General features: G+C 42.5%; 14 protein-coding genes. 6 read left to right on the top strand and 8 right to left on the bottom strand.

Annotated elements, in window-relative coordinates:
- Window positions 1-230: 230 nt before the first annotated feature.
- Window positions 231-689, top strand: coding sequence for a YkgJ family cysteine cluster protein (locus BN3769_RS09950; RefSeq protein ID WP_068470114.1), 459 nt, complete (start codon window positions 231-233; stop codon window positions 687-689).
- Entirely contained in the window at window positions 670-1,464 is a 795-nt protein-coding gene (locus BN3769_RS09945) for an Mrp/NBP35 family ATP-binding protein (RefSeq protein ID WP_068470112.1), read from the top strand. The genes BN3769_RS09950 and BN3769_RS09945 overlap by 20 nt, the downstream gene beginning before the upstream one ends.
- A gap of 88 nt (window positions 1,465-1,552) precedes the next feature.
- Here BN3769_RS09945 and BN3769_RS09940 read toward each other — a convergent pair whose 3' ends face one another.
- Window positions 1,553-2,932 carry a tetratricopeptide repeat protein gene (locus tag BN3769_RS09940; protein ID WP_068470110.1) on the bottom strand — a complete coding sequence of 460 codons (1,380 nt, stop codon included), beginning with the start codon at window positions 2,930-2,932 and terminating at the stop codon, window positions 1,553-1,555.
- Window positions 2,933-3,436: 504 nt separating this feature from the next.
- Between BN3769_RS09940 and BN3769_RS09935 the strand changes: the two genes are divergently transcribed.
- Window positions 3,437-5,215 (top strand): phospho-sugar mutase, encoded by a 1,779-nt coding sequence (locus BN3769_RS09935; RefSeq protein WP_154017883.1) that lies wholly within the window; start codon window positions 3,437-3,439, stop codon window positions 5,213-5,215.
- A 30-nt stretch (window positions 5,216-5,245) separates the two neighbouring features.
- Here the strand turns inward: BN3769_RS09935 and BN3769_RS09930 are convergent, their stop codons facing one another.
- The 6 genes from BN3769_RS09930 to BN3769_RS09905 form a co-directional block, all read right to left on the bottom strand.
- A complete protein-coding gene (locus BN3769_RS09930; RefSeq protein WP_068470106.1) occupies window positions 5,246-5,626 on the bottom strand; it encodes a hypothetical protein in 381 nt (126 codons plus the stop codon).
- A gap of 87 nt (window positions 5,627-5,713) precedes the next feature.
- Entirely contained in the window at window positions 5,714-6,775 is a 1,062-nt protein-coding gene (gene pseI, locus BN3769_RS09925; protein WP_068470104.1) for a pseudaminic acid synthase, read from the bottom strand.
- A gap of 21 nt (window positions 6,776-6,796) precedes the next feature.
- Entirely contained in the window at window positions 6,797-8,059 is a 1,263-nt protein-coding gene (locus BN3769_RS09920; RefSeq protein ID WP_068470102.1) for a DEAD/DEAH box helicase, read from the bottom strand.
- The gene (locus BN3769_RS09915) at window positions 8,056-8,856 is read right to left on the bottom strand and encodes an SDR family NAD(P)-dependent oxidoreductase (RefSeq protein ID WP_068470100.1); all 801 of its coding nucleotides are present in this window, start codon (window positions 8,854-8,856) and stop codon (window positions 8,056-8,058) included. Before BN3769_RS09915 ends, BN3769_RS09920 begins: the two co-directional genes overlap by 4 nt.
- On the bottom strand, window positions 8,856-11,027 hold the full coding sequence (locus tag BN3769_RS09910; RefSeq protein ID WP_068470099.1) for an HD family phosphohydrolase: 2,172 nt from the start codon (window positions 11,025-11,027) through the stop codon (window positions 8,856-8,858). Before BN3769_RS09910 ends, BN3769_RS09915 begins: the two co-directional genes overlap by 1 nt.
- Before the next feature lie 477 nt (window positions 11,028-11,504).
- Window positions 11,505-12,614: a protein kinase domain-containing protein gene (locus tag BN3769_RS09905; protein WP_068470096.1), complete on the bottom strand. Its 1,110-nt coding sequence runs from the start codon at window positions 12,612-12,614 to the stop codon at window positions 11,505-11,507.
- A 237-nt stretch (window positions 12,615-12,851) separates the two neighbouring features.
- Between BN3769_RS09905 and BN3769_RS09900 the strand changes: the two genes are divergently transcribed.
- From BN3769_RS09900 to BN3769_RS09890, 3 genes are all read left to right on the top strand, one after another.
- Window positions 12,852-13,577: a phosphatase PAP2 family protein gene (locus BN3769_RS09900; protein ID WP_068470094.1), complete on the top strand. Its 726-nt coding sequence runs from the start codon at window positions 12,852-12,854 to the stop codon at window positions 13,575-13,577.
- Window positions 13,574-14,191 (top strand): transcriptional repressor LexA, encoded by a 618-nt coding sequence (gene lexA / locus BN3769_RS09895; RefSeq protein WP_068470092.1) that lies wholly within the window; start codon window positions 13,574-13,576, stop codon window positions 14,189-14,191. The genes BN3769_RS09900 and lexA overlap by 4 nt, the downstream gene beginning before the upstream one ends.
- Window positions 14,192-14,332: 141 nt before the next feature.
- Window positions 14,333-15,598: a lipase family protein gene (locus BN3769_RS09890; RefSeq protein WP_068470090.1), complete on the top strand. Its 1,266-nt coding sequence runs from the start codon at window positions 14,333-14,335 to the stop codon at window positions 15,596-15,598.
- Between the two features lie 23 nt (window positions 15,599-15,621).
- Here the strand turns inward: BN3769_RS09890 and BN3769_RS09885 are convergent, their stop codons facing one another.
- The gene (locus BN3769_RS09885) at window positions 15,622-16,152 is read right to left on the bottom strand and encodes a hypothetical protein (RefSeq protein ID WP_068470088.1); all 531 of its coding nucleotides are present in this window, start codon (window positions 16,150-16,152) and stop codon (window positions 15,622-15,624) included.
- Window positions 16,153-16,209: the final 57 nt, after the last annotated feature.

The raw sequence follows: 16,209 nt of genomic DNA, 5'->3' as shown, positions 1-16,209 counted from the left end.
TGCTAATCACAAAGGTTTTTAATAGCCGCTGATCATAACAAATCAGGACCAAGTTGACAATAGTTATTTTTTTGCATAAGGTGAGTTCTTTAAATGACTAGCTTAAGGAGACTCTAATGCTTTTGTCTTTATTCGTCGAAGCTGCAGTCGTGGGAATTGTCTGCATCATTTTTTTAATTCTTTTTGTGATAGCAGGAATCCGTCAAATCCTTAAAGAAAAAGATTAAGTCATGCTAAAAGTTATTCAAGAAGACGATCCTTGGTATCGCAAAGGATTATCCTTTAAATGCACGGGGTGCGGCCAATGCTGCACAGGAGCGCCAGGTTATATTTGGGTCTCGGAACAGGAAATCGAGCAGATTGCCGCTTTCCTGCAAATATCCTTGCACGAGTTTTCTCAGCGCTATCTACGCCGCGTCAAGGGAAAATGGTCTCTCCTAGAGCTTCCAAAGACCTATGATTGCGTCTTCCTAAAAGATAAAAAGTGCCAAATTTATCCCGTGCGCCCCACTCAATGCCGCACTTATCCTTGGTGGCCGCAAAATCTCAAGTCCGAAAAAGACTGGCAGGAAGCAGCCAAAATATGCGAAGGCATTTGCCTAGATGCTCCCCTTGTCGCCTTTGAAGCGATCGAAGAACAACGCGCAATCCAAGAGGGCTCCTCTTCCCATGGACAATCCTTCAACTAAAATCGTTGCAATTGGATCGGGAAAAGGAGGAGTGGGCAAATCCACTGTCGCTGTCAATTTGGCCGTTGCCCTCGCTCAGACCGGCCTCAAGATTGGGTTGCTAGACGCCGATATTTATGGTCCCTCTATTCCCATTATGCTGGGTCTCAGGCGCTTGACCCCTAAAATTTTTTCCCAAGCGGATGGGAAATCCCAAGTTCTTCCTTTTACCAAATTCGGCATTAAAGCCATTTCGATTGGCTTTTTTATGGAAGAGGCACGCTCTGCCGTCTGGCGCGGCCCCATTCTGCACGGTGCTTTGGAAAAAATGCTGAATGAAGTGGCGTGGGGCGAACTAGACGTCTTGCTTATCGATCTGCCGCCCGGAACAGGCGATGTCTTGCTCTCCCTCTCTCAGCTGCTGGCCATAACAGGCGCTTTAGTTGTGTGCACGCCTCAGGAAGTTGCCATGCTGGATGCCATTAAAGCGATCAATGCCTTTTACCAGCTCGATATTCCCCTTTTGGGTGTAGTTGAAAACATGGCTGGTTTTGCGGTCCCGGAAACAGGCCAGATCTATCACATTTTTGGAGAGGGCAAAGCCCAGGAATTAGCCGATCGCTTTCATCTTCCGCTGTTAGCCAGCCTCCCGCTGCTTCCCGCCATTCGCCAAGGAGGGGATGAGGGCTATCCGATCGCTTTCCATGAAGGGCATCCACAAGCGGCCCTTTTATTTCGCACGCTTGCTCAGGCAGTTGCTAGGCAGTGGGAACCCTTGGCGAATCCTTTCCTTTAATAAAAAAGCCCTCTCTATCCTTCTTAGAGGATGTATTAAATCCATAATAATCGATATTCAAGCTTCTAATTTTCATTTACCGAGATGGCTAAATAGCTTCAGGCTGATAGACATGAAAATGGAGCGTTTTTTGCTTTGAAGCCTGTAAATGTTGGGCCGCTTTTTCTCCATCCCCCAAGGTTATATACAATTGACAGAGTTCTTCATGCACTCTTTTATATTTCAGATTATCGTACTTCAAGACGATTTCAAATGTCTGGATTGCCTCATTAAATGCACCTTCCTCCTTATAAAGACATGCCAGTTTGAACCAAGCATCCATATTTTGAGGTTCACATTCCGTAATCGCTTTTAAACAGGCCTTTCTCTCATTTGCAGTTTGATAGTAATTTTTCTCAAAGGAAAATAAAAAATATTTCCATGTATTTAAATCTTTAGAGCCGCGTGCAAGAGAATAAGCGAGTTTAAAACACTCAAAAGCCATAGAAAATTGATTTAAATTTGTAAAAGAATTGGCCATCCGCCTTAAACTATAACTAATGTCTATTTGCTGATTCATTTGATAGTATTCTCGAATCCATAGGGGATTAAGGGCATTCCTAATTGTCTGAAACGTCATTAAGCTTCTTTCTTCTTGGAGCAGGTTTTGATTCATTTGACAAGCCAATGCGAAATAGCGCAAAGCCAAATCAAATACATTTCTCTTCATTTTTATTTCTGCCCATTTAAACAGCAAATCAGCTAATACGTCTTTTCTCAATTTAGAGAGCGAACTAAAATCGAATGAATACTTTTTAGGATTATCAATAAATTGCGAGAAGTACGATTGGCCGCAAAAGTCCTGTATTTTCTTTTGCAGTTCCCGCTTTAAATTAAAATCCTGATCGAGAAACTCTTCAGCCACCCTTCTAGCTTGATTAATGGGCCACACAAGTTCGCCATTAATTGGCTCTCCTCTTAGTATTTCTCCATAAGGCTGCTGAGAATACGCAGTGGAATAATGATGCTGCTGATGAATATTAATGGAATGATGGGCAGAAGGATAGGATTCAGCTTCTTGGCTAATAGCGGGATTAGCAACGGAAGCGTATCCTACATTAATAGCGGTCAGCGGAACAGGATTAAAATTAACAGGAGGCGGATTCAAAATAGGCTGGGCCACGGACTGAGTAGACTGAATCAATTTTGGCTGCATTTCAAATGAGCTAATAGCGGGCAGTTGCTGAGTTGCTCCAGGAACTTCATTGAGCGCGATATGAAAGAAATGATGCGACATAGATGTATTTCGGGGAACACTGGATTCCAAAAACGTATTCATAGGAGGTAAACCAATCGGCATAACGAGCCTTGGAGCGAAGTGAGAACTAGGATCAAATGACGGCTTATCGTTTGAAGGAGTTCTATGAGAATAAGAAGCATCCTGATAAGACTGATCAGTAAAAAAATAAGAATTTTTATCTATTGTCATTTTGTATTCCCTAAAAATTGAAAATAATTTCAAGCAAAATTACCAATTAAACGATAAACTCGCAATTAAATAAAAAAGACAAATTTTAAATAATTGATTTAAAATTTTGTAAAATTTTAGAAAGTTCTATCCAAGGTATAATAATCAAAGAACCGATCCCCTCTGAGGCTTCTTGTTGATTTAATTCATCCTCTAACATATCCCATAACCAGAAAGCATACAATCTTTCCTCGATTTAACTAAGCAAGGACTTAATTCCCTAATCGAATAAAATAAGAAAAAAGGGAGATTTATTTCAATTTTCCCTTTCCGCTTAATCTCTTCTCCAATTAGAGCGGACCTTGTCTAGGAGCGTGCATTAAAACCTTCTAATGACAAATAATGCTTCAAAGATGGCTGGGCATTCGCATAAAATCTTATCTATCTTTTCAGTGACAATTTTATTGCAACGTTTGCGACGCTCTTTTATGGTGTGTGACAATCAATCAAAAAATGAGTGAATCTATGAGCGTGAAAGATAAAGTCAGTTTTGATCTAGTGACGCAAAAGAATGTCGATCTCTGGTTGGAGGGGCAATACGACGAGGAAACCAAGGCCCGCATCCGTGACATGCTGCAGGAGGATCCCAAACAAGTCGTCGATGCCTTTTATACCAATTTGACATTTGGAACAGGCGGCCTGCGCGGCATTATGGGCATCGGAACGAATCGTATGAATGTCTACACAGTGCGAGCAGCAACCCAGGGGCTGTCCAATTACATTTTAAAGCAGCCTAAGGAAGCCAATAAAAATCATGCTGTCTTTATTGGTTATGACTCCCGCCAGCACTCGCGCCTTTTCGCCGAGGAATCGGCTAAAGTATTGGCAGGCAATGGCATCCAGGTTTATTTGTTTAAAAATATTCGCCCCACCCCTCTTGTCTCTTTTGGCTGCCGGTATAAAAATTGCTTAGCTGCCATCATGGTTACCGCTTCGCATAATCCTCCAGAGTATAACGGTTATAAAGTTTACTGGTCTGACGGCGCTCAAATTGTCCCTCCCCAAGACCAAGGGATTATTAATGAAGTGGTGAAGATTACCGATCCCACTATGGTCAAAAAGGTAGAGGCTTTGTCTCATCCGCTCATTCACGAGATAGAAGAAGAAGTCGATCAAGCTTATCTTAAAGCCATAACCACCTTGCAAAGCTATCCGCAGGTCAATCAAAAAGAAGGCAGCCGTCTTAAAATTGTCTATACAAGCTTGCATGGCACAGGGATTACAATCGTCCCTCAAGCCTTAAAGCTGTGGGGATTTACAAACCTAACTTTTGTCGATAAGCAGGTCATCCCAGATGGCACCTTCCCGACTACCCATTCCCCTAATCCGGAAGAAGCGGCAGCTTTGAAGCTAGGAATTGAGCGCATGCAGCAGACACAAAGCGATTTACTGATTGCCAACGATCCGGATGCAGATCGCATGGGGGTGGCTGTGAACCATCAAGGCCAGGCTGTGATTCTCAACGGAAATCAAATTTGCGCAATTTGCCTGGAGCACATTTTAGAGGCGTTGTCCAAGCAAAATCGCTTGCCTGAAAAAGCGGCCTTTATCAAAACGATTGTGACCACCGAGCTTTTTCAAGCGATCTGCGATACGTATAAACGGCCTTGCTTTAATGTGTTGACGGGATTTAAGTATATTGCCGAGAAAATTCGCGAATGGGAGAATAGATCCGACGGCTATCAATATATTTTTGGAGGGGAAGAATCCTACGGCTATTTATTAGGAACGTTCTCTCGCGATAAAGATGCTGTTGTCTGCAGCGCTTTAATTTGCGAAGTGGCCCTTCAAGCCAAACTGCAAGAGAAAACCTTGGTCGATAAGCTGTACGATCTATACCGCAAGTACGGCATTTATCAAGAAAAGCTACTCTCCATTAACTTTGGAGAAACAAAAGAAGGCAAGGAGCAGATGGTGCTTGGCATGCAGCGTTTGCGCGACTCGAAATTAAATGCCATCAATGGCATACCTGTCATGGCTATTGAAGATTATGAAGCCTCAACCAAATATTATTTGGAATCCGGAAAGACGGAGCACATCTATTTACCTGTTTCTGATGTATTGGTCTATTGGCTTGGGGACGGAAGCAAAGTTATGGTACGTCCGTCGGGCACGGAACCCAAAGTAAAAATTTACTGTGGAGTGGTTGAAAAGAATTTTTCCTCTATTCCTCAAGGGATAGAGTCCAGCTTAAAGCGTTGCGAGGCTTTGCTGCTCTTTATGAAGCAGCATTTAATGCAATAAAGACGGGTGCTTATTCAAGCACCCTGCTTGTTATTTGAATTCTTTAAACAGCTCTTCTTGCTGGGAGTTCTTAAAAATCTCCGGTATTTTCGAAGACGGCATCCAGTTGCCATCGTTCCAACTCTCGGCATTCAAATGATATTCATAAGGGCAGGCTCGTGGCGTAAATACCATTTGACCGCCTTTAAAACCCATAAATTTCAAGACGACGGCTTCAAAACCGATAGAGGAAAACATTTGCGGTAATAAGCTGGTTGCATATTCTTGCCCGGATCTTGCCGGATAAATCCTGATAAAGAGCTGATTGACATGCTCGTCTGTGAGTTTGATGCCTATTCTTTTTGCTTTTACTTCGGAATAATTTACCCATTCAGGTGCAAGACTATTATTATAGACAGAATCGGCAATCATCTCTTCTCCAAAGATTATCTAGTTTATTGAATGGATGAGACATTTTAAAGAGAAGACAAATCCTGGGCAAGGACAAGTTATGTATCTTTATTCATTTTTAAAAATATCCCATGTGACAGGCGTTCCCCTTTTCACATTTTTTTGAAGAGGAAGTCCTATCACCCTCTCTAAGTCTTTAGGAGGCAAGCCGCAGTCCGGCCTTAAAGAGCGTATATGTTCGGACTGAACAATTTCTCCAGCAGATAAGTCGGCAATAAAATAAAGAGACGGGCGATGAGAGAGTGTCGTTTTTTCTGCCCGTAAAGGGGCATATTGAATATGTCCTAACGCTTCCCAGGCTCTTTTCGACTCCTCGACTAATGCTTGTAATTCATTCGGCTCTAAAGAAAAAGGGTCGTCAGGACCGCCGCCAGCGCGTGACAAGGTAAAGTGCTTTTCGATCAGGCAGCTTCCCAGCGCCACGCTTGCGAGGGGAACGGCCAGTCCAAGAGAATGGTCCGACAGCCCGGCAATGACATCGAAAGTGGAAGCTAAATGCGGAATAGTCCGCAAATGGCAATCTTTGGGCTGGGAAGGATAGGCAGCTGTGCATTTTAATAAAATTAAATCCCGGCAACCTGCTGCGCGTGCAGTTTGCACTGCTTCAGCGATTTCAAGCAAAGTAGAGGCGCCAGTCGAGATAATCAAAGGCTTGCCCGTTTTGGCTGTTTTTCGAATAAGGGGCAAATCGACAATTTCAGGAGAAGCGATCTTATAACAAGGCACATCCAACTCTTCCAGAAAATCAACGGCCGTTTCATCAAAAGGCGTGCTAAAAGCAGTTAAGCCAATCTCGCGGCAGCGATTAAAAATAATGGAATGCCACTCCCAAGGCATGTGCGCTTGCTGATAAAGCTCATATAAATTCCTCCCCTTCCACAAGCTTGAAGGATCGTTGATAACAAATTTGCCTTCTTGGCTATCCAGGGTAAGCGTATCCGCCGTATAAGTTTGCAATTTAATCGCATGGGCGCCCGCATGCTTAGCCGCTTCGACAATTTGCAATGCTCTATCTATCGAACCATTATGATTGGCCGAAAGCTCCGCCACAATTAAAGGCGGATGATGGGGTCCGATCAGATGAGAGCCAATGCGAATCTCTTGAGCCATAAAAAGCGCCTCTCATTTTGATTATGTTTTCTCTCGGGGAGGCCTACGATTCCTGGGCCTGGGGCGTCTTTTAGCTAAAGGCCTAGCCTGGGATGATTCTGGAGGCGGCTCGCCTATCCAGGCAACCTCTTGCTTAATTTGATTAAGAATCGATTGCAGCAGAGGCAGCTCGCGCGGCGTGACCAATGAGATAACAATGCCGGCTTTGTCATAGCGTCCTGTCCGTCCCGAGCGGTGGACATATACATCCGGATCAGGCGGCAATTGATAAATAAACACATGGCTAACCCGTGAAAAATCCAATCCGCGCGCAACCACATCCGTTGCAACCAGAATGCGAATCTTCCCATTGCGGAATTTATTAGTCACAATTGTGCGAATATCTTGACTTAGACCAGCATGCAGAAAATCTACACTATCTAACCTTCCCTGCAGAGCACGGCAAACCTTTTCCACTTGAAAGCGCGAATGGCAGAAAACAATTGCCTGGGTGGGTTTGAGCTCTTCAATGAGATGAATAAGCTTCGGATCTCGGTGATGGGCTGGGCAATAGACAAACAGATGCTCGATTTGAGATGGGCTAGCCTGGTGTTGAATCAAGTTAACTTCTAGCGGATCCTGCATATGCTGTTTAGCAAGCTTGCGGATGGCAGGGGGCATTGTTGCAGAAAAAAGAAGGGTTTGATGGGAATGGACCAGGCATTGGATGATAAAATCTAAATCTTCATAAAACCCCATGCTAAGCATCTCATCCGCTTCATCCAAAATAAGCGTATCGACTTGGGAAAGATCGATTTGCCTGGAATAAATGAAATCAATTAACCGCCCCGGCGTTGCGACAAGCACTTGCACGCCATGCTTGAGCTTGGACTGCTGGAGGGCAGGATCTTCGCCGCCAAAAATGGCAAATGCTTTCACGCCCTTATATTTTCCTATTTTTTGCGTTTCTGTGGCATATTGTAAAGCCAGCTCGCGCGTAGGAACTATAATAAGCGTCTGTACAGATGTCTTGGCTGTATCCACGCGATTGCAAACCGGAATGGCACAAGCAGCTGTTTTGCCCGATCCGGTCTGGGATAAAGCAATCAAGTCCCTCTTTTGTTGAATGAGAGGAATGGCCTGCGCCTGAATAGGAGAAGGCTCTTTAAAACTCATCTTATCAAGAGCCTTGATAATAAGGGGGTCTAAATGGAAAACAGTAAAGCCATTTGGCAAAGCGGACTCTGGCTGACTGTCCTGGTCCTCTGGATTCTGTGGTTGGTTCAAAAGATTATCTTCATTCATTGTTCAATGGTCATTATATGGCGCGGAGCAATACGCTCAGCAATGTTTTTTTTAATTATTTGCGCGGTCCATCTTTTGGGAAAAATAGAGGAAAGCCGCGTTAAGAGCCTGTATTTCCAATCAATGATTCTTACAGGTTGCAAGGTATGGATTTGCTGCCAGATCTCTTCGGCTACAAACTCGGGCGTCATCACGCCTGCTGTCTGCTTAGGCTTCCTTTCCCCCCCTGCTTTAACACTAAAAGGAGTATCCACCATTCCCGGACAAATGGCAAGCACGCGTATGCCATAAGGCCTCATTTCTTCATCGAAGGACTGGGAAAAGTGAGTGACAAATGCTTTTGAAGCGGCATAAATGGCCATATTAGGAGCGATTTGGAAACCAGCTGCTGAAGAGACATTTAAAATTATTCCCTTCTGCTTTCTAGAAACAAGCGTACGGGCAGCCTCCAAAGCGCACTCTATGACAGCTAAGCAATTGACATTCACCATCTTCTTTTGCTCTTCAGTCTGATATGTCAACGCTTCTCCGTATAGTCCAAAACCGGCATTATTAATGACTAGATCGGGGCCATGGCGATGAATAGCTTCGATGACCCGGCTGCGCCCGCTTTCATGGGACAAGTCGGCTGCAATCCATTGTAGAACGGCAGAAGGAAATCGTTCCTGCAATTGCTGCAGCTTATCTGCATCCCTTCCCGTTATCAGCAAGCGCATCCCTTTATTAGCAAGAAGGGCGCAAAGGGCTTGTCCAATTCCCGAAGTCGCTCCTGTCACTAAAGCTAGATGCTCGCCCATTAGGCACTCTCCTCAATACGGACAGATAGGATCTTTTTTTCATGCGAAGGATACTTGATGCGCGAATGCCCGGCAGCCAATAGGGTTTTCACTAGGGCGCGTTTGACAACGGATAACTCTTCGAAAGTCAATAAGCAACTATCAAATTGGCCATCATCGACTTTTTCGCGAACCAAGCGATCAACTAATTCTGTCAATGACTCTTCATTGACTTTATCTAAAGACCGGGAAGCGGCCTCGAAAGAGTCGGCAATCATAATGATGCCCGATTCTTTGCTTCGCGGCTTAGGCCCTGCATAGCGGAACTCCCGCTCGTCGACTTTGCTCTTGTCGCCTCCCATTTTATCAACCTGCTTCCGGTAGAAATAATAGACCATGGTCGTTCCATGGTGTTCTTTGATGACATCGATAATGGGCTCTGGCAAGCCGGCTTCTCTTGCCATCGCGACTCCTTCCGCCACATGTGCCATGATGACTTGGGCGGACTCCTGCGGCGTCAAAAGTTGATGAATATTGACTTCGCCTAATTGATTTTCGGTAAAGTACTGAGAAGTCGCCATCTTACCAATGTCATGGTACAGCGTGGCTACGCGGCAGAAAAGTCCATTGGCGCCAATCGCTAAAGCAGCCGCTTCCGCTAAGTTGCCGACAACAACAGAGTGCTGATAAGTGCCGGGGGCTTCAATGGTCAAGCGGCGTAGCAAATCATTATTAGGATCCATATATTCCATTAGAGTCACATCTGTCATGATGCCAAATCCAGACTCTAATAAAGGCAATAAGCCGACAACCAAAACAGCTGTTAAAAGCATGAAGAAGCAGGCGCTTAAGATATCTGTAATCACCAGGAATTGATCGATCGTATTTGCATATAAGTGAAGGGCAATGATAGCCACAACGCAGCATAGCCAAGCCTTTAAGCATACGATAAAAATCTCTTTACGCCTTCTTAAAGAGTGGACGCTTAATATAGCCACTAATGCAGCCGTAAGATTCAAGATTAAAAATCCTTCCCAATCGAACGCCAAGGCGATAGCAGATACAATAGCTAAAAAACCGCTTGCAAACGTTGCGACTGCTGGATTGATAAGACTGCAAATTAAAATGGCTGCTAAAGGGACAAATAAGGGATAGCGGATCGTATCTATCAGATTATTTTTCGAACTTAAAAGGAAAAATTCGGTCAGTTTGGAAATGCCTAAAGTCAAAATAAGAATAGTGACCAATAAAAATAGCTTCCGATTGGAGGCCAATATGCGTGGCTGATTGATTTGAAAATAGGCAAGAAAAATTCCCATTAAAAGCAAGGTAAGCAAAAAAGATCCTAGCAGTGTCAAAGGATGGGAAAGATTGCGGCTGTAGCCTAATTGGCTTTTCATGGCTTGAAGCATAGCAATATGACGCGAAGTGACTTTCTCGCCTTGATCGATAATACGATTTCCTGCATTGACATGCGTCATCTTTTCAGAAACCAATCCCTGGATTTTTTTGCGCAATAGCCGTTGAGCTGGAATGTCTTCTTCAATATGCCAATGGTTATGCTTGAAGAATTCGAGAATAATTGCCGAAATGAGGGGGTTATAAGAAGAAGAGGGAAGAACTTCCCTTTGCAAGATATCCCAAAGGAAAGAAGGCAAGAGAATTTGATCTAACAACGTATTGGGCGTATAAACTTGATAATCTTGGACGGAAAGCCCGAGCTCTTTCATTTTTTCTAGGGTTCGGGCATCTGTAAAGCGCAAATTTAAAAGCGCCTTCTCCATTGCCTCAGTTCCTTGATACAATTCATCAAAAGTCCCGTTTTCTGCCTGCTCATGCCAGGCTTGATTATAAAGCAGAAAATTTTCAAATTCGATTCTTTTCTGATGAATATCCTTTCGGGCTATTTCGTAAATTTTGCCAATATCTTTGACAGCGTCCTGCTTCAGAATAAGAGTTGCCTCTTCATCCGGAAAGTCAAAAGGCACTTGCGAAACAACATAGCGCGGGGCAATGCTGTTCAACTCCATCATGTCGACTTGTACTTCCCGAAAATGCAAGAAGAGAAAAAGAGCAAAAACAAAACCGCATATAATGAGATAACGAATGATAATGCTTTTATCAAAAAAACCTTGCTCACCAGAAAATTTCAGTTCCTGCTGGTTCTCAAAAATACTATTCCTATCTGGCATCCGTTCCAACACCTTCCACTAGTTCCTTATTGCTAACCATAGCATAAAATTAAATTGGCTAATAGTAAAACAATTACAGGCCGGCTGAACCTATCTCCATAAGAGCTAAATTCTTCTTTCTCTGCTTCCAAAAATTACCCTCTATACAAGAGGCTGAAGCGCCATTTAAAGGATTCAATCATTTTGAAGCCTAAGTCAAAGCGAACGCAGAAATAGATGCTGCAGCCTTGCCAAATAGGACCTCGCTCTCTCTTTTTGCATTCGCTTCCGATTTTTTACAGCTGCTGTTGCCCAATATGTATAAAAAAGCTCCCAGCACGCCTCCTTTATAGCTGCTTCATACCTTTTATGAGAGATGTGATTCAATTTATCAAAAAAGCTTTGATCATCCCTTATTTTAATTCGCTATAAGAGAGATTCAAAAGGAACTTTCTTTGCATGAACCACCATACCTCATAAACTCAGGTGATTATGCCTCTATTCGGAAGTTAATACTTCTAACAGTTTGTCTAAAGATTCTTCAATATTAATCGATTGGCCATCTTCTACGTCTTCCAAATAGTTCCATGCGATTTTTTTTATTTCAGCATATTTATTCAATTTATCTTCTTTGCTTCCATCGGATTTTGAAATAATGCTGAGGCAAACATCTGTGACTTGATTGAAGTAATGCGCATAAAAAGATAGGCGGGCGGCTTCTAACCAATTAGAGGAAACATGAGGTGCACGTCCTGTTACGATGGCCATTTTATTGAACTTCGCTTGATTGAAAGAAGGATTGCTGTCGTGCCCCCTTTCTTTTAATTCATTAAACAACTGTGGATGGTTCATAAAAAATCTTTTCATCTTTTTAGCTTGAATAGGATGAATAGAAGGTGCTTTCAAATTAGCTTTGATTTGTTTGATGCTGGCAATTTCTTCTTTTTTTTCCGTTTGAGACTGGACATACCCAAACATTTCCTCAAAAGTAAAGAAGCTTGCTAAATCAATGACCATCATATCCGCCCCATTGGCCAACATAATATTGTTTTGATGCAGGTCCAAATGGATAAGTCCGAAGGAGAGCGCATAGCGAAGCGCATCGCTCAATTGGAGAGCTGCATGAACAGCCGCTTGATGAGAAAGCGATTTTTTTCCGGTATTATATAACGTTTGTCCCTCAACAAGCTGCAAAACCAAATAAGTAGTCGGATTAGAAGAGGAGCTAGAAGTGAAAAGCTCGATAGATTTTATAATATGGGGATGATCTAATACTTGCCCTCTTTGAAATTCTCTTTCCGCATCTGCTAAAAGATCCCACGCATTTATAGACGATTCTTCCTCATAAGAGCCCGTCTTCTTTGAATCTGAAGTTTGAAAAGAGGGTTTATAAGACTTTATTGCAAATTTCTCTCCTTTAGCATTTTCGACCGCAAAAACCTCTCCAAAAGCCCCTTCCCCTAGTTTCTTGAGAATCGTATAGGAATTGGTTGGCGATTGAATCACTTCATCTTCACGCGAAGTCTCTGTCGATTCCTCTATTATAGTTGCAAAATTATTAGCAAATTGAAAACTTATTATTAATAATAGCCATAAAAAACGATTCATAAAATCGACTCCCATTTAATAAAATCAATAACATTAAATCACGAGTTATTAATAATAATCCATAGAAACCAATTAGCATAAAGCGCTAAATAATAAAAAATGTTTACTTATATTTTATTAAATAAAGGATGAGAAAGAGACGAGGCAATTCCAGGCTTGCTCATTTATGGACATTTAGACAAACTTGTTTGCAGACTTTAATAAATTTACAATATGCGGCTATAGAGAAAGACTTTCATGCTATCTAATTCCTCTATTCATGAAAAAAAATCCCTTATTCCAAAATCGATTTTTTCCGCTTCGCTTGTAAAAGCCATCGGATTTCCCCTGCTTATCTTAGCTCTCTTAACGCCCTGGTCTGAACAATTGGATTTAAAAATGAGTGGGTGGTTTTATCAAAATGGGCACTTCTCTTCCCACATTTTTTTTGAGTGGGTGTATTACTATGGATTAATTCCGGGCTGGATAGTGGTTGGCCTAGCTTGCCTGGGATGGATTTTATCCTTTCTTTTCCATTCATTCCGGCAATGGCGCAGAATTTTCGCCTATCTCATTTTAGTCTTGGCGATTGGATCTGGTTTGATTGTTCATGTCCTTTTAAAAGATCATTGGGGGCGTCCTCGTCCAAAGCAAACAACTGAATTTGGAGGACAGCAGTCATTTCGGGCCTACTACCATCCTAATTTTTTTCAACAGCCAGAACCTTCCAAATCTTTTCCTTGCGGACACTGCTCGATGGGCTTTTATTTTTTCACTTTCATTTTATTGGGCAGGCATTACCGTCGCCGCTTTCTTTACTTATTAGGCCTAGCATTGACAGGAGGGCTCGGCGGCGTCTTAAGTCTTTCCCGCTTGGCACAGGGAGGACATTTTTTTTCTGATATTGTCGTCTCAGCCATCATTATGTGGCTGGCAGCCTTTGGATTATATCATTTTATGTTCAGGAGATGCCACCTATCATGAAAGGCCTTACCCCTCGACAGCAAGAAATTCTTCTTTTTATTCAGCAATTTATCGATCGCTATCACTATTCGCCCAGTTATCGAGAAATCATGAAGCAGTTTTCTCTTGCCTCTCCCGGCTCAGTCTATAAACATATTCGCACTCTGCAGCGGAAAGGCCTTTTAACGGCAGAAAGACAATGCAGCCGCTCAATCATGCCAACTTCCTTTTCCACCTCTAGCAAGCCCAAAATAGAAATAGAGCTTCCCTTGATTGGGAACATCTCTGCAGGCTATCCTATCGAAATTTTCATCCAATCCCAAATGCTCGCCGTTCCCGCTTTTTTAGTCCATAATCCCGAAAATACTTATCTTTTGAAAGCCCAAGGAGATAGCTTGCAAGACGAATTGATTCAAGATGGCGACCTTTTGCTGATCGAAGCTCGCTCAGATATCCAAGCAGGAGAAACCATCTTAGGACTCATCAATCAACAAGATTCTATTATCAAAAAATACTATCCGGAAGGCCAATATATTCGTTTGGAAAGCCATCTTCCTCATCACCAATCTTTAACACTGCGCCCCGATCAAATGGTGATTCAAGGCGTCTTAATCGGTCTCATACGCGCCTATTAGACAGAGCATGCTAGCGATTATGAATTCGACAACGCGCTCTACTTATCAATTATTTTATATTTCTTAATAAAATCTTAATACATTTTAATACAAATTAATTTATAATATTTTCTTTCAAAACACAAAATTTAAGAAATAATAATGTCTGTTGCCGATTATAATTATAATTTTCAATTATTAAATAGAGTAATTTCCGAGTCTTCTCATCTAGAACGAGCGAATGCCAGCTATACGCCTATTCAAGAGATTGTCGCTTTAGCGACCGCTAGGGTTTTAGGCAATATAGATGCGTTTATTATCGGCAATCGGAGAATAACAGATGCGCATTATCAAAAAATAACTTCTGAAGTGGTTAACCTTCAGAGTTCTATTAATGAAAATATTTCAAAAAGAGAGGCTAAATTTGCCCGTAAGGCGCATTATTTAATGACTATGCTCAGCCGTCTCAGAGACAATATGAGGCTTGAAAAAACGCAAAAATTTGAAGACTATTATCAAGTCATGGGATGCGTGATGTCCTATGGCAAATGGCAGCCGGGCGATACCATTATTGGGCCGGATGCGGCTCTTTCGGATTACGTGGTGCACAAGGTCATTACCAATGCGAAAGGCTTACAGCTAGTTGTCTTAGTCCCCTCTCAAAAAGAAATCAAGCAAGACCGCATGGCAGCTCCCATCCTTTGCTGCCGAGGAACGACCTCCGACCTTCACAATTTAGTGGACGATGTCAAAACTTCGATTGGAAAATATGGCCTGAAGGAATCCAAAGAAGACATTTTATCTACCCTCCAAGAAGTCAGTCAAATCCATGGCCCTGTTGTCGTAACGGGGCATAGTTTAGGGGGCGCCATTGCTCAGCGCATTGGAGTAGAATTCTGCGATGTCCTGACAAATGACGGACAATCGATTATTCAATCCATTTATCACTATAATGCTCCGGGGGTGGGTCGCAAAGCAGTCCGGCAATTTGAGGCAAAGAAACAAAGCCTTCCACCTTCTTCTGCTGCTCCTCGCGTCTACGGTTACGAGCATGAGGGCGATTTTGCTGTCACAGCTGGAGGAGCCCACTTAAAAGCCGATTCTAAAATTATTGTTCATGATGAATCTCCTATTGGATTTCTCAAATTCTTTTATCGCTTATTTAGGGCGCCTTTTAAAGTAATTAAAAACGCTCATTCCTGGCAGAAGCTCGTGTCGGAATTTAATAAAACTGACATGACAGATATACCCATGCCACTTTGGCAAAGAGCTTGTAGAAAAATGATGGAAATAAGCCGGCAATTCTTTGGGAAAGTCGCTAAGCGGTTATTAATTTATCAAATTAGACAAGAAAAAGACTTGGAACAAAAAGCAGACGTCATCAAGCAATTTGTCAACGGCTCTTTAAGGCTTACCTCTGCCACATAATTATTCTATTGCCTGTGAGAATTTTAACGAAATGCCGGAAACCTATCTTCTCTCTTCCGCATGATTTTTTGTATACGCTGCTTTGTCCTTCCATTGGCAAGATCCCCATGCAACCGATCATATTCCTCATAGCCAAATTCTGCTTCCAATTGATCGATTAAAAGGCTTGCCCGCTCTCTTAATTGCTCTACAGGATAGACTTTCTCTTTAGCCAATAGATTTTCAGCTGCTTGAATAGCCTTTAATTTTGTCTCTTCGGGCCATTTCGTTTTAGGCGGCATATAGGCTTGCAGACCCGCTTGATAAGCGCGTTTATAGGGAGCCCAGCTCTCAGATTCAAATACAAGCTTCTTAAAACTAGAGGTACTGCGCCAATTAGGAATCTGCTTGGCTATTTGGTCCAATATTTCTTGATGCTTTTGATAGTCCTCAATTGCAAAGACCCTTTCCATTTCCTGAATAATACAACTAGCAATTTGCTCTGCTTTAGAAAGTGAGCAGCAATCAAAAAAATAGTCTTCTTCCCGCACGCCATATCTTAAAATTTCTTCCATTAAAGACCTCCTATAACACTCCTTTTGATCCTTAGGCCAAGACTTAGCCCAAACAGG

This window comes from Candidatus Protochlamydia phocaeensis (assembly GCF_001545115.1).
GTDB lineage: Bacteria > Chlamydiota > Chlamydiia > Chlamydiales > Parachlamydiaceae > Protochlamydia_A > Protochlamydia_A phocaeensis.
This window is presented reverse-complemented; position numbering and strand designations above follow the sequence as displayed.